The organism is Bacillus sp. USDA818B3_A, from assembly GCF_009928415.1.
Classification (GTDB): Bacteria; Bacillota; Bacilli; order Bacillales; family Cytobacillaceae; genus Neobacillus.
Map to the genome: position 1 here is coordinate 61,221 of NZ_JAABNN010000019.1, position 23,358 is coordinate 84,578.

Sequence of the window (23,358 nt, forward strand, 5' to 3'; positions counted from 1 at the left end):
GACCTTATTGGCTACCCAATTTCCTCTCCGGAGTTCTGCTCGGTCGTCAATAGACCCTATTGGCTACCCAACTTCCTCTTGCAGCCTCTGCCCGGTCGTCAATATACCCTATTGGCTACCCAACTTCCCCTTGCAGCTTCTGCTCGGTCGTCAATCACATCATCCCACTCTCAAAAACAAAAAAATAAAGCTGTTTTCCTCAGGAAAACAGCCCAACCATCAACAATCTTAATCCAATTGAATTATCCCTTACTACTTAATACTCCACTAACTGTAGACCAGATCACATCCTTTGCATCCAGAAGGTGTGTGGATAGATCGATGTCCAAACTAAATGGAAGACTAATAAAATTCAGAGCAAAAAAGTAACCGGCAAAAACAGTTTGGCCAAACAGAATCAGTCCCAAAAGAGCAGCCGGGATAAATTTCGTTTGAACCAGTGCGGCCTTCCTCTTTGGATTTTTCCTCGACATAAAACCTTGCCTGCACACCTGAACCGCACAAATCACAGATTGCACAAACAAAACCGAAGCTAGAAAAATACTAATATGAACCAGAACCGTATCAAAATTAAAATTCACAGGTAAACTAGTTTGATAGTGAAAATAAACCGGTACCGCCAATAAAGCAATAACCGATAGACTCCATAAGACACCAAATGCATTGCGAATCCACAGCACTAATGCCAGTACACTAAGTCCCAAATAAAGATAAATGACCCATAAATAGTGGCCTTTAGTCGCTAAATAAAACAATCCGATCGCCGCCACTGAAGCAACCGTATAACCTGCATAAGAAATAAGTGCTTTTTTAAACGCTGGCGTATCGCCCGTTGTTTGTCCTGAACCATCCGGGTAAAGGCGGATTTTACCACCCTCCAGGCAAACACTAACCACAAGATGAATCAAATTATGGAAATGGGCGAAAAACACCCTAATAAACGGAATCATGCTCCCCACCAACGCTACACCAAGATAGATAAGAATCAGCGTTGTCGTATTCAATTGAACCCCTCCTCAGGCAAGCCAGATAGAAAGAGAAGCACCAAGCCTATAAGTCGGTGCTCCTCCCTAGTATTATAGTACGGCTGCTTTTTCCTTCTCTTTTTCACTCTTTAACTTTTCAAGCTCTTTAGTTAACTCATCTTCGCTCACATAGTTATCATACGCTGCATCAAACTGTGCTAATGGAGCAGCGAACTGATTTCCTGCCTGTACTTCCGCTTCCATCATTAAAATCTTCTCTTCCGCACGAGCCACACCTCTGGCGATATCGTCCGTATTGAAAGAAACCGTTACTTTTTGAATTTGCTTCATAGACTGAGCCACATTCGCCCGTGAAGCGAGCAAAATTTTCTTTTGCTGCATTTGGTTATACGTTTCTTTCAACTGATCTAATTTTTCAACAAGGATTTGGGTTTGTCCCTTAATCGACTCCAATTGATCCACATATAATTGCAATTGGTTTTCCTTGTTAAGCTTTTCTTGGACAGCCAATTTAGCAATCTGCTCATCACCTTGTTCAAGTGCTAGTTTCGCCTGACGTGTACGCTTGTCCACTAAGGACTTTGTTTCCGAGATAAGAGCTGCTTGCTTCTTCTCTACAAAAAGTTGTCTGGCTAAGGCTTGCTGGCCTTTAGTAATTTCATGTTCCATTTCGCGGGAATACTCATTTAACATCGCAATTGGATCTTCAATTCCGTCTAATAGTCCGTTGATTTCCGCCATAGTGATTGTCTTTAATCGTTTAAAAATACCCATTTTTATTTATTCTCCTTTTTAGTTAAAATATTTTTTTCCCATTGATCAAGAATGTTAGCATTTTGGTTAGTTACTGGTATATGTGAACCCACAAGTGAAGTGTCAATAAACTGTTGCATAGATGAAGCTTTTGATTTTTTTCGAAGCCATCTTACTAGTAGTACTAGAACAGCTAGTCCAATAATAAGGAAAAGCCAAGGGAATCCTCCTCCATGGTGAGCACCATTCATCATCGCTTTGTCCCCAAAGCCGCCGTGTCCCATACCCCCACCTTGGCCGCCATGTGGACCTCTAGCAAATGCGCTCGTGCCTCCTACTAGAAGGTGGAGTACATTGATCACCAAAACCGTTGAAGCAATGATGACTCCCCAGAAAATACCCTTTTTTACTTTTGTATTCATCTTGTTTTTTTCCTCCTTTCGTTACTTGATGTAATGAATATTAATAGACAATGGTGAAAAGTTGGTGAAAAGGAAAACTATTTTTAAAAAAACTAGAGTTTTTTTCGGAGAAAATACAAAAAGAGCTGTTTTCAATATGAAAACAACCCTAGTTTAATTCTCTTAGCAAAATATTAATTCACTGTCACCGTTCTTGTTGCACTTACTTTTCCGTATACATCCTTAGCACTTACATATAGTTTAGTTCCCGCCCGCTGCTTCGGAATAGACACTTTATAATCTCCAGAAGCATTTGCTTTTACTGGGTACGTCTTTGTCCCGATCTTAACCGATACTGTTGCATACTTCTCTGTTTTTCCAGTCACGGAGGTAGAGTAATATCTAACTGTATTCACAGTAGGCATATTCGGCGCAACACGAATCACTGCAATGCTTCTTGCGGCACTTATCCGGCCCGCCCCGTCTTTTGCAGTAATAGATAGTTTGGTTCCTGTGTTTTGCACAGGTATGATTACACTATAGTTACCATTTAAATCAGCTTTTTTGGTGTAGGCCTTTCCCGCGATTACGACGGTAACCGTGGCATATGCTTCTGTTTTCCCCGTCACGGCCGCAGCTTTGTTGTTTACTGCATTCACACTCGGCATATTCGGCGCTGCTTTTACGATGGTAACTGCTCGAGCCGCACCTGGATTTCCTAAACTGTCTTTTGCGACTACGGTAAATTTGGTTCCTGCATTTTGGACTGGAATAGTAACTTTAAAAATTCCGGTTCCGTCCAGCTTTTTACTATAGGCTTTTCCGGCGATGGTCACAATCACGGTTGCATTTGCTTCTGTTTTGCCCGAAACATAAGCTGACTTGTTCGTTACAGAGTTTACTGCCGGGGCGATTGGACCTGTTTTATCGGTAACTGTCTTCGTTACAGATGGACTTTGCGTATTTAGGTTATCCTTATACGATATTGTCAGCTTGGTTCCGGCTTTTTGAACCGGAATTGGAGCCTTAAATGACATGGTTGAATCAGCCTTAGCACTGCCGATTAACTTTGTTCCATTCATGATTTTTACAATGGCATTCGCCGGTGCTTTACCGGATACAACTAGATCATTATCGTCCACAGGATTCACAACTGGTGAATCTAGTTTTCTTGTAATATATGCAGAAGGGATATAACCAACTAGTTTTTGATCCGCTGTTTTGACTGGGTACCAGACAAATTGGTTTAAACTTCCTATATTTTGGTCATATGTAAAATCCCCATTAATGATTAGAGTTGTATTCTTTTCCAAATATTTTAAAATTGGTGAATTCAATGTTGTAGGTTTAGACCTTAAATTAACCCCATTTATTGTGACTACCTTATTTCCCATTTTAAACTGAGACATAGAAGCATGCAGTTGATCAGTCAGAGTATATTTCAGCTCTTTAAATACAATATTTTGGTCACTGTTAGGATCATAAACAAATTGGGTCTTATAGAAAGGATATAACCCTAATTTAATATTTTGAAAGAAACTTTCTTGTTCAATATTGGTAAAGACTTTTTCCTGGTATGCTTCCGCATTTCTACTGCCATCTTTCTGAACTATAGGACTGTTTATAGGCTTGGTTCCGTTATAAGCCATCACCGGGAAGTACCAATTTTCAATCACCTCAGGGCCAGCCCCTTTTATTTCAGGAAGATCTTCACGCTGGTAATTACGCCTTAGAATATCAACGCCTGCTTGGATATTATAGGTTATGTCATCCTTTAATTTCTGCTGATCATAGCTTGATTGATTGGTAATTTGCATAATTCCAATCCCGCCGTCCGAGGTAATTAATGGCTTGCCATTAACAAATTGCCGCCAGCTACTTTCTTGTGCCGCGACAGCTTTCACTACTTCCGGAGGGATATTGGCTGCGATAGCCGCATTCGTCAGCAAGCAATTGATATGCTGAAAAGATGGATTTTGATTTGACTTAATTGCCCCGAATGATTCACATTTAGATGGCCAGGCAATAGTAGCGGCCGAGGCATTCTCCTGAATCCCAAACGGGAGGATTATACAAGTTAAAAGGAACGCTTTTAATAGGATAGATTTCATTCTTTATTCTCCCAACTATTTATTTCCAATAATCACATAGATTCTATTTTATCATATTTTGGTATAATTTAGGGGAAATCTATTAAAAAAGAGAAGTGCAGTTTCACACTTCTCTCGACAGAACTATATTAACTTTATCCCACTAACAAAAATCAACACCGCAACAACCGCCCGCAGTGGTCTTGTCGGAACCTTTGCAGAAACCGTACTGCCTAATAACACCCCTGGAATCGACCCCATTAACAGATTCCCTACAAGCGTATAGTCCACATTACCAAAGCCAACATGCATAATTCCGGCAACGGTAACTAGTAAAAACGCATGAGCAATATCTGTACCGACCATATCAGATGTCTTCATTTTATAAAGATAAATCATGGCTACGGCAAATAAAGAACCGGAACCTAATGAGGTAAGACCGACAATAAATCCAAAGAAAACTCCAATTAAAACCGTTAAAAGCTTTTTTTCACTTAAAGGTTTTTCCTGCCAGCGATTAGGACGCAGCCTTTTTTCCATAAAGGTTTTGAATATAATAGCAATAGAAACAAAGATCAGTACATATCCGAGGGCGTGTCTTATGATTTGTTCTTGATTATGAAATTGCTCTTCAAAAAAATGAAGGCCGCCAATGGCGATAGCCGCGCTTGGGATACTTCCCATTGCTAAATATTTAACCATTTTAAAATTAATCGTCTTTTGTTTTAAATGGCCAGCAACACCGAACAGTTTTGTAATAGAATTATAAACAAGGTCCGTTCCCACGGCGATCGAAGGATTAATCCCTAATAATATTAGGACAGGTGTCAGAAGGGCAGCCCCTCCCACTCCAGTCAAACCGACCAAAAAACCGACCAATAAGCCCATCAACGCAATTCCTATACTCATAACGATACACGCCCATTCTCAATTCCAAGTATTTATATAGGATTATATATAATTATCACAGTCTTGTAAATAACAAACTTTTAAATAGATTCTGAGAATTAGATATAAAATGGCTTTATTCACAAAATCGCAAAAAAGGCATAAGAAATCCGGCGCCAATAAGGGGCCGGATTTCTTATCTTTATGTGCTTCATTATTTTACAACCATTCTTCTTCCATGGCCCAAAGGGCTTTAATTATTAGACCCGGATGGAACAGAGATCTCCTTAAGGGCTTCCCCTGCTTCATCACTCGATTGATTATTTACAGCTAAATCACCGAGCGAAACCATTCCAATCAATGTTTCATTTTCCACGATAGGAAGGCGCCGGATTTGTTCCTGAGACATGATTTTGGCAGCTTCCTCAATGGACATGTCTTTGGTGCCTGTCACTACAATATTGTTTGTTAGTAATTCAGAAACAGCAGTATCACTAGAAAGGTCGCTTGCTACTCCCTTTATGACTAAGTCACGGTCAGTAATGATGCCCACTAGTTTCTCATTTTCACAAATGGGAATCGCACCTACATCAAGTTCTTTCATCTTCATGGCTGCTTCTTTACAAGTGCTTTCAGGAGTACAGCAATCAACTTCGGTTGTCATAACATTAGCAACGTTCATTTTTAATGCCTCCTTTATTCATTTAATAGTTTTATACCCTCCCTTTTTTTTATTAAACATGCTTGAGTTCATGGAAATCAGCTCCCTAACAAAAAAACCTCCCAGCCTAATTAGACTGAGAGGAGTTCAAGATTAACCGACACGTTTAATCGTTTCGTCATTTTGACCTTTTTCCTTAATCCGGCTAAAAATATTCGCCAGAACCGAACCGGATAAATTATGCCATACACTGAAAATCGCACTTGGCACCGCTGCTAAAGGAGAGAAGTGTGCCGTAGCAATCGCGACTCCCAATCCGGAGTTTTGCATACCCACTTCCATCGCCACAGCCTTTTGTTTGGCCAAATCCATTCCGCAGATACGAGCGAAGAAGAATCCAATCAAGAATCCTAATAAATTATGAAGGATGACCACTCCAAATATAAGCAGACCAGTTTCAGCAATTTTGGACGCACTGCCGGCTACAACCGCAGATACAATCAACACAATCGCAAGAACCGAAACAAGCGGCAATGCTTTCGCACCGGCCTGGGCCTGTTTTCCAAAGAATTTTTTAATCAAAAAGCCTACTGCCAATGGAACAATAACCACCTGTACAATTTGAAGGAATAACGATGCCACGCTCACATCCACCCATTTACTTGCAAACAGAAGAATAAGCAATGGAGTCACAATCGGTGCAAGAATCGTCGAAACAGAAGCAATTGCCACAGCCAGTGCGACATTTCCTCTTGCTAAAAACACCATGACATTCGAAGCGGTCCCACTCGGGCAGCATCCTACTAAAATAACCCCTACCGCGACTTCCTTCGGCAAATCAAGTCCAATCGCCAGTAAAAACGCCAACAGCGGCATGATCACAAAGTGCCCGACAACGCCAAGCGCCACCTCTTTCGGTCTTCTAAAAACCTCTTGGAAGTCCGATAACTCCAACGTCAAACCCATTCCAAACATAACAATTCCTAATAAAGGAACAATATAGCCTCCTAACCACACAAAATGATCAGGAAATTGATAAGCAATAACCGCAAAAATCAAAACCCATAACGTAAAGGTCTTTCCGGCAAAGTTGCTAACTTTTTCAATAACACCCATCCCCAATACCCCCATATTCCTTCGTTTTTCTAAATAATCAGTCTTTTAATATAGTAAAATAAATATTCTCAAAAATCAATATTTTCTATCAAATAATTAATAAACTTATCTATATAAAGGGCTTACATCTTGCAGGCAATTTTTAGTAGACGATTTTACTATGCATTTTTCGAAAATTTTATATATAATTAAAATTATATTTTTTAAAAGGAGCAGACAAAATGACAAAAACACTTACTAGAGCACCCTTCAAAGCGGACCACGTCGGAAGCTTCCTTCGTCCAGAACGTCTGAAAAAAGCCCGCCTCCAAAAAGAAAATGGAGAAATCACAGCGGAACAGCTTCGTGCCATCGAAGACGAAGAAATTATTAAATTAGTAGAAAAGCAAAAAGAAGTGGGCCTTTCAGCTGTAACAGACGGAGAACTGCGCCGTGCTTGGTGGCACTTCGACTTCCTAGCTGGACTAGAGGGCGTCGAGCTTTTCGAAGCAGAATCTGGTATTCAATTTAACGGGGTTCAAACAAGAGCACACGGAGTAAAAGTGTCAGGGAAACTAGACTTCGGCCAGCATCCATTTATCGAAGACTATAAATTCTTACACAGCATTGCTGGTGACCACACGGCAAAATTTACGATTCCCAGCCCGAACATGCTTTTCTTTAGAGGTCTGATTGAAGAGTCAGTCTACCCAAACAAAGATGACTTCTTTAATGACTTAATTAAGGCTTACCAAAAAGCCATTCAGGCATTTTATGAGGCAGGATGCCGTTACTTGCAGTTAGATGATACTTCATGGGCAGTCTTCTTCTCAGAAAAGGGCCACCAGCAAATTGCCGATAAAGGCTATACACCAGAAGAGTTAATTAAAATCTTCACTCGTGCTATCAATGAATCGATCGCCAACAAGCCAGAAGACATGGTGATCACCATGCATATCTGCCGCGGAAACTTTAAATCTACTTACACAGCAAGCGGCGGCTACGACAATGCATCAGAATATATCTTCGGCCAATTACAGCTGGACGGTTTATTCTTAGAATTTGATGATGAGCGCTCTGGCGGCTTTGAACCGTTAAAACATGTCAATCGCAAGGATTTACAGATCGTTCTAGGATTGATCACTTCGAAGTTTGGCGAATTAGAAGACCCTGAACGAATCAAGTCACGGATTGCAGAAGCAGCGAAATATGTAGATTTAGACCAGCTTTGCCTAAGCCCTCAGTGCGGCTTCTCTTCAACAGAGGAAGGAAATCTACTTACAGAAGAACAGCAATGGGATAAAGTGAAACATGTTATTTCGATTGCAAATGATGTCTGGAAATAAGCATCAAAACGAAAACAAACCCACTAAACATGTGGGTTTGTTTTTTTAAAAGGCTCTGTTATCATTCATTGTTGATTTTCGTGTAGGTATGAGAATTCATAGGCGGAGAATTTCCGGCTAATGTTTATAGAGGAAGCCCAAGAAGCAGATATAAGCGGAGATACTCCGATTAACTGCTCTAAATAAGGCGAAATTCAAAGATTTGGATAATATAGACGGAAAAACCTCCTTTATTTTTAAAAAATTATAGGTATTTCTTAATTTAAACGGAATTTTACCGTTTATTTTTCAAACACAGTGAAATCAACATTCAGTTTTAACACAGCCTTATTTAAAAAGAATAATGAGACCAAAAAACCTCATTTACTTAATACTTCTAAATGAGGTTCAATCCATATTTTTTTTCCTTATTTTTAAGAGCTGATTTTCAAGGATCAAATCAGAACATAACACATTTAACGATTTCAACTCCTCAATCGATACCCCAAATTGTCTGGAAATCTTGTATAAAGTATCTCCTTTCAGTACTTTATAGATTTCAAATCCATCGTTCGAGCTAAAATAGATCAATTCACCTTTACCTTTAACACCCTTTAAACCGTTTTTTAAAATATCATTGCGGATTAATGTATTAATCATTTGGCTGGCTCGTTGTTTATAGGAGTGTGCTTGTACCGTTTCCCTGCCCTGTTTTTGAATCTTAGCCCTTTTTAAAGGGTGATTGAGGTAGTATTTCACCTTCTGAATGGTTTCTTCCGGAGTCAATGAGACAATTAGATCTTTTCCTGGCTTAAAATTTTTCCTAACCCCAGGTGTATCTACTGTAAGGAGAAAACCGCCAGAACCTAATATTTCATAGGTTCGCTGCGTTACTAAATCAGGATAATTCTGTAATCCTAAAATAATCTGTGAGGAACTATACACTTTATTGGCATCCTTATAATTAAGAAAACCATGGATCCATTCTCTCGGTATGCTGCACCCCAGGTATTCATCCATCTGATCCCAATTGGCTCCCCAAAAATCGATCCGAATATTCTCCTTAACAAGGGGGCTGATTAAGGTATCTAAGGACAGATGACGGAAATGCTCTGGATACTTTTTTAAAATATCTGGATACGCATTGGCAACGATCGCAATCTGTGCCTCAAATTCAGTATGGACATCAACTGGCTGATGGATCGTTTCTTCATATCCAAAATCTAAATACTCCGAGGGAATCCCTAATTGTTTATAGGTATCTACCTTTTTGGGGCATAAGGTAAACACAAAATCGGGTTGAATGGTTTTTACTAATGGTATGGACCAAACTTCCGTATAAGCAGGATCTTCGACCGCCCAATAAACGAGCGGGACCTGATGGGCTGCCATTAGTTCGCGTATTAAATGCTGCTTAACCTTTGTATGCTCCACTCCCCAGCCAACTGTAATCGCAAAATGAGGCTTAAATGTTTCAATCATCTCGGTTAAATTCTCTTTACCAATCGGACCGGAAACGAGAACATCATGCCCGCCTGCTGTAAAGCCTCTGGCTAAACTATTACTCCAAATATCCCCGCTTTCTATTAAGAGAATACGCATTGTTTCACCTCTAATTATAAAAAATATCCGATTTCCTTTTTATTTTTGGCTGTGTTAAACATGGCTGTTGATTTCCACTCCAGGCACTTCGCTTTCCGTGGGCGTTTCGGTGAGCCTCCTCGGCGCTTACGCCTGCGGGGTCTCCCCTGAACCGTACTCCCACAGGAGTCTTCGTGCCTTCCGCTCCAATCAACAGTTGGTGTAAAAAATCAACAATGTTCTTTATCAAAGCCTTATTTTCAAATAGTGATTGACCATAATGAGATCGGTTGTTAAATTATTTAGCTGTTTAAGTTCCTCCACACTTACTCCATATCTCTTTGAAATGCTCCATAAGGTATCATTGGGCTTAATGAAATAAATTTCATAGTTTTCCTTTAAGGTATCTACGTAATGAAGCAATTCGCCTGTACCGGAGCATTCGGCATCTTTTGATAGGATACCTGCACCGATAAGAGTATGAATGATATAGTCAGCCCGCTGTTTATAAGAATATTTCTTTACTGATTCCCTGCCTGATTCTTTCATTCTCATTCGCTCGTCAGGATGATTTAAATAATATGTTACTAGGTCGATCGTTTTTTTAGAGGAATCGCTCACTAAAAGGTCCTCTCCTGGGGAAAATAACCGCCTGATTTGAGTGGTATGATTAGTAAGCAAAAGACCGCCGGACCCAAGCACCTCATACGTACGCTGTGTAACCTGTGTATCATGATTTTGAACACCGAGAATAATATCTGCCGAGCTGTATACCTTATTAGCTTCTGTATAAGGCAGAAACCCATGGATCCATTCACTCGGAATCTTCTTGCCAAGGATAGGCTCCATTTGATCCCAATAACGGCCCCAAAAATCAATTCTCATATTTTCCTCCAGAAAAGGACTGAGAAGTAATCGCAAGGCTTTAAAGCGGTAGTGATCCGGCCTTTTCTCATAAAGCATAGGATAGCCATTGGCGACAATAGCGATTGAAGCCTTATACTTGTCATCCGCCTTGTCAGGAAAATGAATAGTAGAATGATAGCCAAAATCCAGATGTGCGGCTGGTATTTGTTGATTTTTATAAAAATCTACCCTCGAAGGGCAAATCGTAAAGACAAAATCGGGTTCGATCGTCCGAATAAGCGGCAGAGAGAATGTGAACGTATATCCTGGATCTTCTGTAGCCCAATAGATATGAGGAATCTTGGCGGCTTTCACATACTCTTTAATCATCTTCTGCTTTTGGACAGTATGTTCAGCCGTATGACCCATCGTGATAATTAAGTCGGGCCCGAAGGCGGGAATCATCTCGTTCAAGCTTCCCTCTACCAGCGGACCGGATACCATCACCGTATGTCCGGCATCACAAAATCCACTTGGAAGTCCATAAATCCACATCGGGTCACTTTCTAAAAACAAGATACGCATGATTTTCTCTCCTATAAGAACTTAGTCCCATAGCATCTCACTGACTTTTACCAATTGGTATCCTTGTCTTTTGAGCTCTGGTATCACAAGATCCATGGAGTCTGCTGTAGGTTTTCCATTTAAATGGGCCAAAACAATATCATTACCAGTTAGTTTAGAGAAAATCCGGTGATATATCGTATCAACACTCGGTTCCTGCCAATCGATCGTATCAATGCTCCAATAGACGGTATAAGCAATCCCCAGCTGACCAGCAGACTCTAGCAGGTTTTTATTCCAATAACCAAATGGCGGCCGGAACAATGGGCTTCCCTTCTGCCCAATCATTTTTTCAAAAACGGAAGTTGTCTGCTGTAATTCGGAGTGAATTTCATCTTTGGTTAATTTCGTGAAATCCGGATGACTATACGAATGATTGGCAATTTCATGTCCTTCTGCAGCCATTCTTTTAGCGAGTTCTGGAAATTTCTCAACCCAGGCCCCTGTTAAAAACATGGTCGTCCGTACATCATATCTTTTTAACACATCCAAGATGTTAGCGGTATTTTCTGCACTATCCCCAGCATCAAAGGTGAGCGAAATCATTTTGTCATCCTTTAATCCTTTAGAAATAAACACGGAGTCCTTCGGCTTTGATTTTGAAAATTCCCTATCAATCTTTAGGAGTTGACCAGCGTAGATAAAATCTGAGGTTAATTGATTATCCTGCATTAGTTTTTCCAGCGGCATTCCAAACTGTTTGGAAATCTTGCCCAAGGTTTCTCCATGACAAATCGTATAATAATCAAATGGCTTATTCACAAAGATCATTCACCACCATTCTTAATACTTTTTATTTTTAATGGATAGCCCGAATCAATGATATCTGATGTTAAGCCATTTAGTTGCTTTAGCTGTTCAATGGTCACTCCAAATTCTTTTGAAATTTGATACAAGGTATCACCATTCTGCACCTTATAGATTTCAAACCCATCCTTAAGAAAGGTTACCTTTTTCTCCGCTCCTAACACGTACGTACTTTTTCTGTTATTAAACATTCCACTTCTCTCCAAAATCTCCAGTATAAATTGAGCCCTTTCTTTGTAGGAGTGCTTTTGTACCGCCTTCAAGCTATTTTTCTGCAGTCCTTCCCGTTCATTCGGGTATTGAAGGTAGTATCTCACTAGTTCAAGTGTTTCTTCAGGTGTGGAGGAGGTCAGTAAATCTTTCCCGGCTTGAAAGACACGATGGATTTCAGGTGTGTCATTTGTTAATAACACACCTCCCGAACCAATCACTTCATAGGTCCGCTGTGTTAACTGGGTTGGGAGATTTTGTAATCCAATGATAATCTTTGAAGAACTATATACCTTATTGGCTAATGTATAATCAATATAGCCGCGGATCCATTCCTTAGGGATGTCTACCCCTAAATGCTGGCCCATATTTTCCCATCCATTCCCATAAAAGTAGGTTTGAATATTATTTTCAATCAAAGGAACGATTAAATTTTTCATCGATTGGTGCCTGAAATGATTGGGAAAATAGGAAAGCTTACTTGGATATCCATTTGCCACAATAGAAATGGGCGAATAATAATCGGAATCGACCTCAACGGGATGGTGAACTTTAGGGTGGTAGCCGAAATCCAAATGTTCGGATGGGATTCCTAAACTTCGATAGTAACTGACCCTGTCCTGGCAAATGGTAAAGACAAAGTCCGGGTGTGTGCGCCGAATATATGGAATAGTAAAGATCTCTGTTGATGTCGGATCTTCTGTCGCCCAATAGACATGTGGCACATTCACATTGACTGTACTTTCATAAATCTTTTGTTGTTTGGATCTTGATGAGTTTTCAGGTCCCCATCCCATGGTCATAATTAAATCGGGCTGGAATTCCGCTATAAGTGAATCAAGATCCAATTGATCGATGGGACCGGAAATCTTCACTTCATGTCCTGCATCGATAAATCCATTTGGCAATCCATGAATCCACATCGGATGGCTTTCTAAAAATAGAACACGCATAGATTCTCTCCTTGCTTCCCTTTACTTTGCTTAGTAATTAATTTTAGAAAATGATTAATTTATACAAGAACCTGAAAATATAGTATGTATGAATTGGAAAAATGGATAGGAGGATGTCCCACCTTTAAAAGAAATGGGTTCATTTTTAAAAAACGTCTCTAGATTGCCAGGCAAATGGTTTCTTTTATTAGGACAAACCATTTTTTCCTGCATACAATAAATAGCGCTATACCAAATTACCGTTACGTCCACATTGTAAGGAGGAGCATGGTTTGGAGGAAAAAAAACACCAGGTTCTTATAACACATGGAAGTGAATCGGCTCCTATGATTTCCATCATGGTTAATGTAGCTTGGGGAAATGAGTATATAATCGATATTTTGGAATATCTGAAGGAAAGAAATCTAAGTCTTACTTTTTTTCTCGAAGGAAGATGGGTAGAACAGTTCCCTGAATATGCACGCATGATTAGAGATGCCAATCAGGAAATTGGCAACCATTCTTACTCACACCAGGATTTAACAACGTTATCAGCAGCGGAAATTGAAATGGAGATTACCAACACAAATAAAATAATTAATGAGGTATTAGGGATAAGGCCTCAATACTTTACACCGCCATATGGATATCTCGATAAAAAGGTCCTTGAAACTGCCTCCTATCTTAATATGGTTACTGTCTTATGGTCACTGGATACCCTTGATTGGAAAATTGAAGACCCTAGTGAGATTATCGATCGGATCGTCCCTAACATCAAAAATGGCTCCATCATTTTGATGCACCCCACTAAATCATCTCTAATAGCTCTTCCAACAATCATAGAAAAAGCCCAAGAAAAAAATTATCACTTTAAAAGCATCATTCAAATGGTAAATAAATAACTAGTGATTACCTAATGATGAAGAAGGGAGTTTTTTTATTTAAATGAAGAAGCCAGAAAAAGAAAGATTCCAATTATTCTATATTGTGAATCCAGCAGATACACTTTGGTCCATATCAAAAAAATTCGGGGTCAGCATGAAGGAGCTTAAACGATTAAATAACCTCACAACGGAGAAATTAGTTGTCGACCAAGTACTTAAAATTAAAGAAAATCAATCCGATAAACAGACTGGGAACCAAACCCTGGTTTCGAATCTGTTACCAGCTGCCCAAACAAAAAAGTTTCAAACCTATATTGTGAATCCTTCAGATACACTCTGGGGAATCTCCAAAAAATTCGAAGTCAGTATTGCTCAAATCATGAAGTTAAATGGGCTCACCTCGGACCAAATCTATGTGGATCAAGTCCTCAAAATTCAAGAATTACTCGATGATGAACCCATCTTCAACGAAAACTTCAAAGAAATAACACCTGATCAGATCCCAGGTGGGCCTCAAGCAAAACGGTGGATCAAGTACATTATGGAGGCGGCTAAAAAATATGAGGTTCCCAGTAAAATCCTCTACAGTATCATGGTAACCGAAAGTCGGGGAAATCCTAATCTTGTCGCTCCGGATGGCGGAATTGGCTTGATGCAATTTCAAATTGAAACAGCGAATGCCCTTGGAATTAACCCCTGTCTTCCAGATGCTTCCATTGATGGAGCTGCCCGTTATTTAAAACAACTTTTTGGTGAATTTAATGATTGGACATTGGCTATAGCAGCCTACAATTGCGGTCCAACTAAAGTAAAGGCTCATAATGGGATACCACCTATTGAGGTCACGCAAAATTATGTGAAAAATGTTCTTTCTTATTCTAAGGCAATAAATTGGGATAATGACTAATCTAATTTGGGGGTCCAATTCAGGTGAATTGTACTTCCTTTTTATTTAAGCTATTAATCTCAGAAGTTCTAAGGCTTAACCGACATTGTCTTCAGCAGGAATGACAAGTATAATTGTGAAATAAGCGACCAAAGGGGAAAAAGAATGAGCTTTTCAAATCAATCATTTTTACAGCAGCAAAACCACGTTTTTAACAATGATTATATAGCAACAATCGCATTTGACCTTGATGACGTTTGTAATCTATTTAATCAGCGTTATACAGAACTATTAAATGAGACGTTTGGGTTATCTTTGACCATAGATGACATAACAGAATGGGATTTGACAAAAGTGGTCCCTTCTCATATTGGACCGCGTGTCTATGACTTATTCAAAACACCAGGTTTATTTCGATACATAGAGCCAGCCCCTTATGCCGCCGAAGTGATGCAAAGACTGATAGAGCAAGGATTTGATATCATTATCATCAGTGACCCTCCGTCAGGCCACTCCCACAGTGATGTCGTATGTGGGAATGAGAGCTTAGGAGAGATGATTCCTTCCAATCCTTGTGATGACAAAAGAGCATGGGTGGCAGAGCACCTCCCCATGATTCCAGAGAGTAACCTCTTTTTTGCCAAACAAAAATATCGTGTCCGTTTTGATGTGCTGATAGACGACAAACCCGATACCTTTGAACTCTTTCAAAAGTTCGGCCTTCCCATCCTGTTAATGGATAAACCCTATAACCGCCATATTAAAACAGACAAGCGCATTACCAGTCTTTTAGAAGCAGAGCAAAAGATTTATGAACAGTTTCTTTATGCGACTGTCGGAAGTTTCTAATAGTCCTCAAAACTACAAAAAACCTGAAGCACCTATCGGCTTCAGGTTTTTTTACTAGATTAATAGACAGTTACGTATACAGACTTGCTTTGGTTATAAGCACTATCCATTGAAATCACTTCCAGCTTCGTCCCTTTTGGCTGAGCTGCAATAGCCGCATTAAACTTTCCATAGGCATCTACTGTTGCTTTTCCAATTAATGCTGTTCCTTTATAAATATAAATCGTTGAACTCTTTTCACCTGTGCCAGTAACACTTTTTGATAAGTAGGTTACTTTATTGACAGTTGGAGCAACAGGCGGAGTCTTGTCCAAAACCTTTACAGCGGTTCCCACGCTTTGGTTACCTGCCATATCAGTGGCATAGACAGTTAAACTAGTATTCGCTTTCTGTGCGGCTGTCATTTTAACTGTAAAAGAGCCTGTACTGATTGCAGTGCCCTGCCCTAAAACAGTCGTACCTGCTTTGATGACTACTTTCGCATTTGCCTCAGTTTTCCCAATCACAATCGTCTGGTTATCCCCAATGCTATAAACAGTCGGTTTGGCTGGTGCAGTTTTATCAATAACCTTTACAGACACATTTCCGCTCACGTTTCCTGCGGCATCCTTTGCATAAAAAGTCACGATTGTTCCTGCCTTTTGTGGTGAAATGGTAAAACTGTAGCTTCCTGTCGAGCTAGCCTTACCATAGCCAATCGTTGTTGTTCCTACTTTCGCATATACAGTTGAATTTGCCTCTGCCGTTCCTGACACAGTTGTATCCTTATCACTGATCGTGCGAACAGTTGGCTTTGCAGGCGGAGTTGTATCAACTACCGGCGGAACATAGTAAGGATTTTTCACCTTAAAAAGCGTAGTATCTGAATAATATGTATCATATTCCGTTTCAGAAAGACCTACTCTTAAATAAATATACTGCTGATTACTGAAATCTGCTTTAGGAACAGTGGAATGTAAGTAATTCGTATAATATCCATAAGTATCAAACTGGGTATACCCAGCATATGACAGCACGCCGCCATTATTTTTATAATATTCAATAGATACAATTGAATCCTTATAATAGTAGTAATCGCTATCTTCAGTTACTTGAATGTCCATCTTATCACTAGAGTAGTTTGATACACTTCCAAAATAAATATCATGAACAGTGTAGTAACTGTCATACAAATAATCGACATATTGTCCATTAGTTACTAATGGGTAATCTGTCGCGTCCGTATAGGATTGCGTTTTTGCCAATGATTTAATCAGTGGACTTTTTGGCGGAGTTTTAATAATAGTTTTACTGACTGACTGTTTAGGCTGACCGTTTGCTTTACTGACTGACTGTTTAGGCAGATCATTTGTTTGACCAAAGGCCACTGAAGGAACTATGACAAACAACATAAAAGCAACTGCTAAACTGCAAAATAATGTTTTTAATGCTCTCACACTTTTTCATCTCCCTTTTTCCTCTATCTTACTAAAAAATAGGATAAAAGTCTTCAATAATTTTACAAATATATTAAATTTATAGTTCTTTTTCAGTAGAAATAGTTTAAGACGAGGATCATGCAAAAAAAACCCGCATGATTGCGGGTTTCTTAGTATTTTTTAAAAGGGCATGGCTAGGATGTGTATTCACCTCCCAAACGAATAAAGCAATTGATATTTCATGATATACCGATCCAGTTCTTCACTAATTTGAAGGGTCCGTTGACTAGTTAATCCTTCCTCCGTCCCTAATCGAATCATTTCGTTACGGAGTAATTCAATATTCATTTTTAATTGATTCATATTATCCTTCGTTTGTGTTTTTTCCATGATATAATCTCCGCATAAAGTAATAGACAATTTCCATTAAATAGTAACTCCACTTGGAATATTATATACCCTACAAACCTTAAGAAAAACTTAAGAATTTGCTTCAGTCAGCTTTTTCTTATCAGAGGCCATCATTCCAGCAATTAAAATTAACGGGGCTATATTAATTGCAGCCAAAAGTGTACCCGGGAAGTCCGAACCACTCATTAATCCGTGTAAAGTTACAAGAATATAGAGAATCGGATTAAGGGCATGAAGCTGGCGCCATTTTTGATAGCCAATTTTCTTTCGGAATTTTGATGTAATAATCGTTAAGATTAAAAAATACGTAGCAATCGATCCCAATCCCATAGAAATAGTTTCATAGCTGCTGCTAAATGGAATGAATACATCCGACCAATTAAAGGTCATATAGGCATCAATGAGCAAGATTCCTAAGTGGCCGGCAGTCATAATTAAGGACCAATCGGAAAGTACCTCGTGAAAATGAAGGAGATGATTCACTTTCTTTTTTCGTTTTTTCTGGACAGCTGAATATAAGCCTGTCAAAACAGCCAAATACAATAATACATATGCCACGACTCCTGTCGCTCTAATCGCGTACCATTCAAGAGACTCCATTTCATTCGCTTCCTTTCCATATTTCTTTTACTTCATTGATTAGAACGGCGGGATTTTTTTTGACAGCGAGTAAGGCCTTGCCCCGGTCTTCCCCTAGTAAAAGAATCACTTTCGCTAATACGTCCGCTTCTGTTGCCGTTGGGGCCGTTACAGTAGACGAAACAATCGTACTTGCGGATGGTTCGCCGGATACCGCATCAATTAAATGATGTTTAACGTTTCCTTCTACTTTCCATCTTCTCTTCATGGAGGTGGAAGTGGCTACCGCTCCATCAGACACTTGGATGGAGGTAATTATTTTTGACGGATCAAATGGATCTTCAATTCCAATATTTAAATGACGCGGCAGTGTTCCAAAAATCCGGATGTCGCCGCCTACATTGATAAAACCAAAGCCATGGGACGACAATATTTCTGCCGCACGGTCAATCACCCAGCCTTTAGCAATCCCTCCTAAATCAATCCGAGTATGGAGGACAACTGTCTGTTTTTCCTCATTTAGTTGATAGGGCTGGGCGTTGGTTACTTCTGGTGCTAAAAGGGTGGAAGCTGATAATTCCTGCCCTTTTATATATTCGATCGATTGGGTATAGCCGCTGTTTTCCATCGCTGACAAAACACCAGGATTAAATACACCATTTGTTTCTTTATAATATCTTAGGGCCTCTGCTAGAATGCTAAACAACTGATCAGATACTTCTACTTCTTGCCCCATTTGTTTATTTAAGCGTGACAATTCACTCGTTTCTTTAAATCGGCTGCATGTGTCTTCGACAGATGCAAAAAGCTTATATACTGGCATGAGGTCATTGGCAAATAACTCTTTATTGATTGAAATTTGCACCATTGTACTCATTGAATTGAAATTATACTTATACATGATCAGGTTCCTCCTGTAGTGGTATCAAAGCCTCCATGTTGGTTAAATGACTGGTCTTCTGAAAAAGATTGATCATTTGACGATTGAGTTCCGCTAGTGTCAGTAGATTGGTCTGGGACCTCATAGGTGACGGATGAGTCTTGGGCTGTCTCTTCTTGAGTTTGCTGATTGGTACTTTGTGTTGCCGTCTGGGCGGCTGCAGTTGTTTGGTTTGTTGTATCTTTGTTTGTAATTCCCATGTATGACATCATTCCTGCAACGAGAGCCAGGCTGGCAAAGCTCACTCCCCAAGAGGTAAATTTCTTTTTAATCATTTGTAGGACTCCTTTCAGGTTTAGAGTAATTTCTTTAAGTCCATGTCTGTATTATGGAACTCGAACCTTAACTAAACCTTAATGAATTCCAGAAAATGAAAAATACTTGTTCATAGTGAAAAAAGCCAATTCCTATAAGAAAATAGGTAATTGGCTTTTTTTTCTATTTCAGGTCATATTAAAATACGTCAGATTCTCTCGATTGGACGTTGTAAAGAATGCCCTGGATTCTATGTTAGGAAAAGGTATGGCTCTCTGTCTTTGAAACAGTCTATGAAACAGGAATCCCTTCATTGATGCTGCGTTTTCGATAGACGACTTTTGACAGAGTAACACTCAACTCATAAAGAATAAGCAATGGAATCGTAACAAGAAAATCCGAAATAAAGTCCGGAGGCGTGATCAGGATGGAAATGACAATCAGGATAAAATAGGAAATTTTCCTCGCTTTTGTCAGCTTTAAAGGATTTAAGATTCCTAATCTTGTCAAAAAAATAACCACTAACGGCATTTCAAACAGCAATCCAAACGGGAGAGTAAGATTCAACATAAACCGAAAGTATTTTTCCGCTGTAAACAGGGTCTCAAATTGGCCTTCCGATAAGGAAGTTAAAAATCCTAAAACCGTAGGAAACAGCACAAAATAGCCAAATGCAGTCCCGATTAGAAATAACAGAAAGAGGAAGGGGATAAAACACAATGTCACCTTTTGCTCCTCCCTCGTCAAGGCAGGTGCAACAAATCTCCATATCTGATAGGCTGCAACCGGAATGACACCTGCAATCGAAAGTACGGCCGCGATCATCATATAGACCCATAAAATATCACTTGGGCCAAGGACAGCCAGCTGCTGATTCAAGTCTCTAATGAGCCATTGATAGATTTTTTCCACATAGATGAAACAAATAATAAAAAGGAGAATAAAGGCCGACAAAGTTTTAATCAATCTTATCCGCAATTCTTCTAAATGCCCCATAACATGCAATTCTTTCCGATTCACTTTGTATCCCCCTTCGTAATGAAAACAGAAGTGGACGAGTTTCCCCGTCCACTTCTTACTAAACGAAACTCATTTTATCTTTCTTTTTTAACTGCTGTAAGGGCTGGCTTTTTCTCCTCTTCTTTTTCATCGCCTGACACTAATTCCTTTGTCGCCGTTTTAAACTCGGATAGTGTCCTTCCAAAGGCACGGCCGATTTCCGGCAGCTTAGACGGTCCAAAGATTATTAGGGCAATCACTAGGATGAGAATTAAACCTGGTATACCTATATTCGAAAACATGAAACGCTCACTCCTTTCATTTCTGTATTCAAGTTATTTCCGCTTTCGTAAATTGATGACGCCATATTTATTTAAATTTCTCTTATCCGAGAGTAAACTTCCCTCCTCCGAGAGTTATTTCTCTTCTCGAGAGTAAATCTCTCTTATCCGAGAGTTTTCTTCGCTTATCCGAGAGTTTCGCTCCTTTATCCGAGAGTAAACTAATAGTTACGGATTCGGAACTACGGCTCCTTTTTTCTCTAACTGCTTTTGATGAGCACGGCCATGAGCTTTATTGCGGTCCTCTTCCACTTCCGTTGAAAGCTGCACGCCTGATGGGACTTGGGTCGTTGATACCTGTTTCAATCCCTGCTCATCTTTTTCAAAAATAAAAGATGCCCGGGTGGAGACATCAGCTCCAGTTTTTGACACGTAAGGAACAACACGGTAATCTGCCTGCCAGCGCTCCGGGGTTACCCGGCACCGTACATACCCTCGGTAGTCATTAAAGAATTTAATATGTGGATTCAGGCCTAGAATTTTGTCCGTATCGGCGCGCTTATCCGCCCCATTTCCACCTGAAGTGATGGATGTACCAACGAATTCAGCCCCGATGATCCTTGAATCGGCATTGTCGAAATCCTCAATTAGGTTTGACGCCCAACTCGCATGAACATCCCCAGTTAAAACCATCAAGTTGTTTAATTGTTTGTCTTTCGCATAATCCAAGACATGCTGGCGGGCGGCTGGATAACCGTCCCATGAATCCATACTGAATTTTGGTTTAGCCGCTGTTCCGTAATTCCTCTGAGCAAAGAAGATTTGCTGTGCCAGAACATTCCACTCTGTCTTAGAGCGATCGAGTCCATTAAATAACCATTCTTCTTGTTCCTCTCCCATTAAGGTCCGCTTAGGATCAAGGGATTCAGCCGTTTGCGGGGAACTTGAATCCCCATTTGCCTGGTCATCACGGTATTGGCGTGTGTCGAGAACAAAGAAGGAAGCAAGATCCCCGTATTGGAAATCGCGAAAGATTTTCATATCGGCCCCTTGCGGCATTGTCGACTTACGAAGCGGCATATGCTCATAATAAGCCTGGTAGGCGGCCGCTCTACGGACAACAAACTCTTCAACCGACTGCCCCTTTTCCGGAATCAGGTTGGCGTAATTGTTTTCAACCTCATGGTCATCCCAGGTAACAACCCACGGAAAAGCAGCGTGAGCGGCTTTAAGGTGTTCATCGGAGCGATATTGAGCATAGCGGTTTCGGTAATCATTGATGGTTTTAATTTCCGGACCACTATGGGTTCGGACATTTCCTGTTGAGGCAATATATTCATTTGCTCCGTATTCATATATGTAATCTCCCAGGTGGAAGACGAGATCCAAGTCTTCTTTGGCTAAGTGCTGGTATGCAGTGTAAAAACCATGTTCAAATTGCTGGCAGGAGACAAAAGCAAAGTTCAGTTCGGATACACTGGTCGAAGCTGGCGGCAGTGTTTTGGTTTTTCCTACCGGGCTGATTTCATTGCCGCTTTTAAAACGATAATAATAGATTTGGTTCGCTTTCAATCCACTTACTTCCACATGGATAGAATGCGCTAAGTCTGGTCTGGCAAGCTCTGTACCCCTTTGGATGATGTTTCGGAAATTGGGGTCGGCAGCCAGTTCCCATTTAACTGGGACACTATGCGGCGGCATCCCTCCGCCATTTAATGGATCCGGGGCGAGTCTTGTCCAGAGAACAACCCCATCAGACAACGGGTCACCAGAGGCAACGCCGAGTGTAAATGGATAGTCACTGAAGGATGGGTCTGCGTTCACTTCAAATGCCCCCATTGGTCCTAGCATGGCTAATCCGAGTGAAAGTCCTGCAATCTTACTTGCTCCTTGTAAAAAACTCCGCCGGTCGATGTTTTTTTGCAATCTTTCCATTTCTAATTGTTTCATTAACTCGCTCAAAGATTCTCTCCCCAACATGTGTATCCCCCTCAGAGAATTATTTTTATTACGGTCTCCATTATAGAGAGGAAATTTTAAGCGAATGTAAAGAATTGTAAAGGAAGAATCCTGCCATTTTGGGGTAAATAGGAATTATCTAATGGGTACATAAACTGATAAACTCCTAAACTGTGTCTCTGACCATTTTCTTCAGCTAGAACTTCTGCTTCAAAGGACCTATTTTTCTTCATATTTTTTTCACAAGAACTTGAAAAACAAGAAAACGGTTCTCCAAGGGGACGATCGGATGTTTTGCGCGCGAAAAGGCCCGCCTAGCGAATAGGCGAGCCGTTTGATTATTTAGCAGACAGATTAAAAAGAAAGTACCTTTTCGGCACTCCACTTCTAAATAGATCATCACTTAAACCACACTATTTTTGATGGAATTACTATCACTGACATCAGGGTCAAGGATTGCATTGGATGGAAGAATAGCAGGGGATAGGTCGCCGTTCATTTCGCCCAAAGCCTGGTTTCGCTTATAGGAAACAAATTGGTCGATTAATTGAAACGAACCCATATTTGCAACCGCTCCATTGTCGATGGTATTAATTTTAAATCCCAGGACATTGACGACCACTGGAGAGATTAAAAACATATGAACACTCCTCTCCTATATACTAATGTATGAAAACAAAACACAAGATCCGGGCTGA

25 protein-coding genes are annotated in these 23,358 nt (G+C 40.1%); 4 read left to right on the forward strand and 21 right to left on the reverse strand.

Annotated features, from left to right (window positions below):
• Positions 1–242: 242 nt before the first annotated feature.
• From GXK58_RS21620 to GXK58_RS21650, 7 genes are all read right to left on the reverse strand, one after another.
• The gene (locus GXK58_RS21620) at positions 243–1,004 is read right to left on the reverse strand and encodes a M50 family metallopeptidase (RefSeq protein ID WP_160725256.1); all 762 of its coding nucleotides are present in this window, start codon (positions 1,002–1,004) and stop codon (positions 243–245) included.
• Positions 1,005–1,076: 72 nt separating this feature from the next.
• Positions 1,077–1,760: a PspA/IM30 family protein gene (locus GXK58_RS21625; RefSeq protein WP_160725257.1), complete on the reverse strand. Its 684-nt coding sequence runs from the start codon at positions 1,758–1,760 to the stop codon at positions 1,077–1,079.
• Between the two features lie 2 nt (positions 1,761–1,762).
• The gene (locus tag GXK58_RS21630; protein ID WP_160725258.1) at positions 1,763–2,161 is read right to left on the reverse strand and encodes a hypothetical protein; all 399 of its coding nucleotides are present in this window, start codon (positions 2,159–2,161) and stop codon (positions 1,763–1,765) included.
• A gap of 173 nt (positions 2,162–2,334) precedes the next feature.
• On the reverse strand, positions 2,335–4,251 hold the full coding sequence (locus GXK58_RS21635; protein ID WP_160725259.1) for an Ig-like domain-containing protein: 1,917 nt from the start codon (positions 4,249–4,251) through the stop codon (positions 2,335–2,337).
• A 123-nt stretch (positions 4,252–4,374) separates the two neighbouring features.
• Entirely contained in the window at positions 4,375–5,139 is a 765-nt protein-coding gene (locus GXK58_RS21640; protein WP_160725260.1) for a sulfite exporter TauE/SafE family protein, read from the reverse strand.
• Positions 5,140–5,371: 232 nt separating this feature from the next.
• A complete protein-coding gene (locus tag GXK58_RS21645; RefSeq protein ID WP_160725261.1) occupies positions 5,372–5,800 on the reverse strand; it encodes a CBS domain-containing protein in 429 nt (142 codons plus the stop codon).
• Between the two features lie 132 nt (positions 5,801–5,932).
• The gene (locus tag GXK58_RS21650) at positions 5,933–6,895 is read right to left on the reverse strand and encodes a bile acid:sodium symporter family protein (protein ID WP_160725262.1); all 963 of its coding nucleotides are present in this window, start codon (positions 6,893–6,895) and stop codon (positions 5,933–5,935) included.
• A 221-nt stretch (positions 6,896–7,116) separates the two neighbouring features.
• Here GXK58_RS21650 and GXK58_RS21655 point away from each other — a divergent pair, with 221 nt between their 5' ends.
• Positions 7,117–8,220, forward strand: coding sequence for a 5-methyltetrahydropteroyltriglutamate--homocysteine S-methyltransferase (locus GXK58_RS21655; RefSeq protein WP_160725263.1), 1,104 nt, complete (start codon positions 7,117–7,119; stop codon positions 8,218–8,220).
• Between the two features lie 387 nt (positions 8,221–8,607).
• On the opposite strand, the gene GXK58_RS21660 is transcribed toward GXK58_RS21655, so the two are convergent.
• From GXK58_RS21660 to GXK58_RS21675, 4 genes are all read right to left on the reverse strand, one after another.
• The gene (locus GXK58_RS21660; protein ID WP_160725264.1) at positions 8,608–9,801 is read right to left on the reverse strand and encodes a glycosyltransferase family protein; all 1,194 of its coding nucleotides are present in this window, start codon (positions 9,799–9,801) and stop codon (positions 8,608–8,610) included.
• Between the two features lie 225 nt (positions 9,802–10,026).
• On the reverse strand, positions 10,027–11,211 hold the full coding sequence (locus GXK58_RS21665; protein ID WP_160725265.1) for a glycosyltransferase family protein: 1,185 nt from the start codon (positions 11,209–11,211) through the stop codon (positions 10,027–10,029).
• A 21-nt stretch (positions 11,212–11,232) separates the two neighbouring features.
• The gene (locus GXK58_RS21670) at positions 11,233–12,012 is read right to left on the reverse strand and encodes a polysaccharide deacetylase family protein (protein WP_160725266.1); all 780 of its coding nucleotides are present in this window, start codon (positions 12,010–12,012) and stop codon (positions 11,233–11,235) included.
• Between the two features lie 5 nt (positions 12,013–12,017).
• Entirely contained in the window at positions 12,018–13,220 is a 1,203-nt protein-coding gene (locus tag GXK58_RS21675; RefSeq protein ID WP_160725267.1) for a glycosyltransferase family protein, read from the reverse strand.
• A 272-nt stretch (positions 13,221–13,492) separates the two neighbouring features.
• Between GXK58_RS21675 and GXK58_RS21680 the strand changes: the two genes are divergently transcribed.
• From GXK58_RS21680 to GXK58_RS21690, 3 genes are all read left to right on the forward strand, one after another.
• Entirely contained in the window at positions 13,493–14,101 is a 609-nt protein-coding gene (locus tag GXK58_RS21680; protein ID WP_160725268.1) for a polysaccharide deacetylase family protein, read from the forward strand.
• 43 nt (positions 14,102–14,144) lie between these two features.
• Complete coding sequence (locus tag GXK58_RS21685; RefSeq protein WP_160725269.1) at positions 14,145–14,990, forward strand: lytic transglycosylase; 846 nt, start codon at positions 14,145–14,147, stop codon at positions 14,988–14,990.
• Between the two features lie 144 nt (positions 14,991–15,134).
• Positions 15,135–15,818 carry a 5' nucleotidase, NT5C type gene (locus GXK58_RS21690; protein WP_160725270.1) on the forward strand — a complete coding sequence of 228 codons (684 nt, stop codon included), beginning with the start codon at positions 15,135–15,137 and terminating at the stop codon, positions 15,816–15,818.
• Between the two features lie 59 nt (positions 15,819–15,877).
• Here GXK58_RS21690 and GXK58_RS21695 read toward each other — a convergent pair whose 3' ends face one another.
• From GXK58_RS21695 to GXK58_RS21735, 10 genes are all read right to left on the reverse strand, one after another.
• Positions 15,878–17,254 (reverse strand): Ig-like domain-containing protein, encoded by a 1,377-nt coding sequence (locus tag GXK58_RS21695; RefSeq protein WP_160725271.1) that lies wholly within the window; start codon positions 17,252–17,254, stop codon positions 15,878–15,880.
• A 189-nt stretch (positions 17,255–17,443) separates the two neighbouring features.
• On the reverse strand, positions 17,444–17,626 hold the full coding sequence (locus tag GXK58_RS21700) for an aspartyl-phosphate phosphatase Spo0E family protein (RefSeq protein ID WP_160725272.1): 183 nt from the start codon (positions 17,624–17,626) through the stop codon (positions 17,444–17,446).
• 90 nt (positions 17,627–17,716) lie between these two features.
• Positions 17,717–18,247: a ferric reductase-like transmembrane domain-containing protein gene (locus tag GXK58_RS21705; RefSeq protein ID WP_160725273.1), complete on the reverse strand. Its 531-nt coding sequence runs from the start codon at positions 18,245–18,247 to the stop codon at positions 17,717–17,719.
• A 1-nt stretch (position 18,248) separates the two neighbouring features.
• Complete coding sequence (locus tag GXK58_RS21710) at positions 18,249–19,127, reverse strand: FAD:protein FMN transferase (protein ID WP_160725274.1); 879 nt, start codon at positions 19,125–19,127, stop codon at positions 18,249–18,251.
• A gap of 2 nt (positions 19,128–19,129) precedes the next feature.
• Entirely contained in the window at positions 19,130–19,441 is a 312-nt protein-coding gene (locus GXK58_RS21715; protein WP_160725275.1) for a hypothetical protein, read from the reverse strand.
• A 271-nt stretch (positions 19,442–19,712) separates the two neighbouring features.
• Entirely contained in the window at positions 19,713–20,441 is a 729-nt protein-coding gene (gene tatC / locus GXK58_RS21720; protein ID WP_160725276.1) for a twin-arginine translocase subunit TatC, read from the reverse strand.
• A gap of 74 nt (positions 20,442–20,515) precedes the next feature.
• Complete coding sequence (locus tag GXK58_RS21725) at positions 20,516–20,722, reverse strand: twin-arginine translocase TatA/TatE family subunit (RefSeq protein WP_160725277.1); 207 nt, start codon at positions 20,720–20,722, stop codon at positions 20,516–20,518.
• Between the two features lie 207 nt (positions 20,723–20,929).
• Positions 20,930–22,681 (reverse strand): alkaline phosphatase D family protein, encoded by a 1,752-nt coding sequence (locus tag GXK58_RS21730; RefSeq protein ID WP_237389744.1) that lies wholly within the window; start codon positions 22,679–22,681, stop codon positions 20,930–20,932.
• 56 nt (positions 22,682–22,737) lie between these two features.
• Complete coding sequence (locus tag GXK58_RS27375; RefSeq protein ID WP_237389745.1) at positions 22,738–22,893, reverse strand: hypothetical protein; 156 nt, start codon at positions 22,891–22,893, stop codon at positions 22,738–22,740.
• A 170-nt stretch (positions 22,894–23,063) separates the two neighbouring features.
• Positions 23,064–23,300 (reverse strand): hypothetical protein, encoded by a 237-nt coding sequence (locus tag GXK58_RS21735; protein ID WP_160725278.1) that lies wholly within the window; start codon positions 23,298–23,300, stop codon positions 23,064–23,066.
• Positions 23,301–23,358 lie beyond the last annotated feature (58 nt).

Coding starts and splice junctions, on each gene's coding strand:
- GXK58_RS21625 (WP_160725257.1), bottom strand. CDS start 1,760: ATGGGTATTTTTAAACGATTAAAGACAATCACTATGGCGGAAATCAAC.
- GXK58_RS21630 (WP_160725258.1), bottom strand. CDS start 2,161: ATGAATACAAAAGTAAAAAAGGGTATTTTCTGGGGAGTCATCATTGCT.
- GXK58_RS21635 (WP_160725259.1), bottom strand. CDS start 4,251: ATGAAATCTATCCTATTAAAAGCGTTCCTTTTAACTTGTATAATCCTC.
- GXK58_RS21640 (WP_160725260.1), bottom strand. CDS start 5,139: ATGAGTATAGGAATTGCGTTGATGGGCTTATTGGTCGGTTTTTTGGTC.
- GXK58_RS21645 (WP_160725261.1), bottom strand. CDS start 5,800: ATGAACGTTGCTAATGTTATGACAACCGAAGTTGATTGCTGTACTCCT.
- GXK58_RS21650 (WP_160725262.1), bottom strand. CDS start 6,895: ATGGGTGTTATTGAAAAAGTTAGCAACTTTGCCGGAAAGACCTTTACG.
- GXK58_RS21655 (WP_160725263.1), top strand. CDS start 7,117: ATGACAAAAACACTTACTAGAGCACCCTTCAAAGCGGACCACGTCGGA.
- GXK58_RS21660 (WP_160725264.1), bottom strand. CDS start 9,801: ATGCGTATTCTCTTAATAGAAAGCGGGGATATTTGGAGTAATAGTTTA.
- GXK58_RS21665 (WP_160725265.1), bottom strand. CDS start 11,211: ATGCGTATCTTGTTTTTAGAAAGTGACCCGATGTGGATTTATGGACTT.
- GXK58_RS21675 (WP_160725267.1), bottom strand. CDS start 13,220: ATGCGTGTTCTATTTTTAGAAAGCCATCCGATGTGGATTCATGGATTG.
- GXK58_RS21685 (WP_160725269.1), top strand. CDS start 14,145: ATGAAGAAGCCAGAAAAAGAAAGATTCCAATTATTCTATATTGTGAAT.
- GXK58_RS21690 (WP_160725270.1), top strand. CDS start 15,135: ATGAGCTTTTCAAATCAATCATTTTTACAGCAGCAAAACCACGTTTTT.
- GXK58_RS21700 (WP_160725272.1), bottom strand. CDS start 17,626: ATGGAAAAAACACAAACGAAGGATAATATGAATCAATTAAAAATGAAT.
- GXK58_RS21705 (WP_160725273.1), bottom strand. CDS start 18,247: ATGGAGTCTCTTGAATGGTACGCGATTAGAGCGACAGGAGTCGTGGCA.
- GXK58_RS21710 (WP_160725274.1), bottom strand. CDS start 19,127: ATGTATAAGTATAATTTCAATTCAATGAGTACAATGGTGCAAATTTCA.
- GXK58_RS21715 (WP_160725275.1), bottom strand. CDS start 19,441: ATGATTAAAAAGAAATTTACCTCTTGGGGAGTGAGCTTTGCCAGCCTG.
- GXK58_RS21725 (WP_160725277.1), bottom strand. CDS start 20,722: ATGTTTTCGAATATAGGTATACCAGGTTTAATTCTCATCCTAGTGATT.
- GXK58_RS21730 (WP_237389744.1), bottom strand. CDS start 22,681: ATGTTGGGGAGAGAATCTTTGAGCGAGTTAATGAAACAATTAGAAATG.
- GXK58_RS27375 (WP_237389745.1), bottom strand. CDS start 22,893: ATGAAGAAAAATAGGTCCTTTGAAGCAGAAGTTCTAGCTGAAGAAAAT.
- GXK58_RS21735 (WP_160725278.1), bottom strand. CDS start 23,300: ATGTTTTTAATCTCTCCAGTGGTCGTCAATGTCCTGGGATTTAAAATT.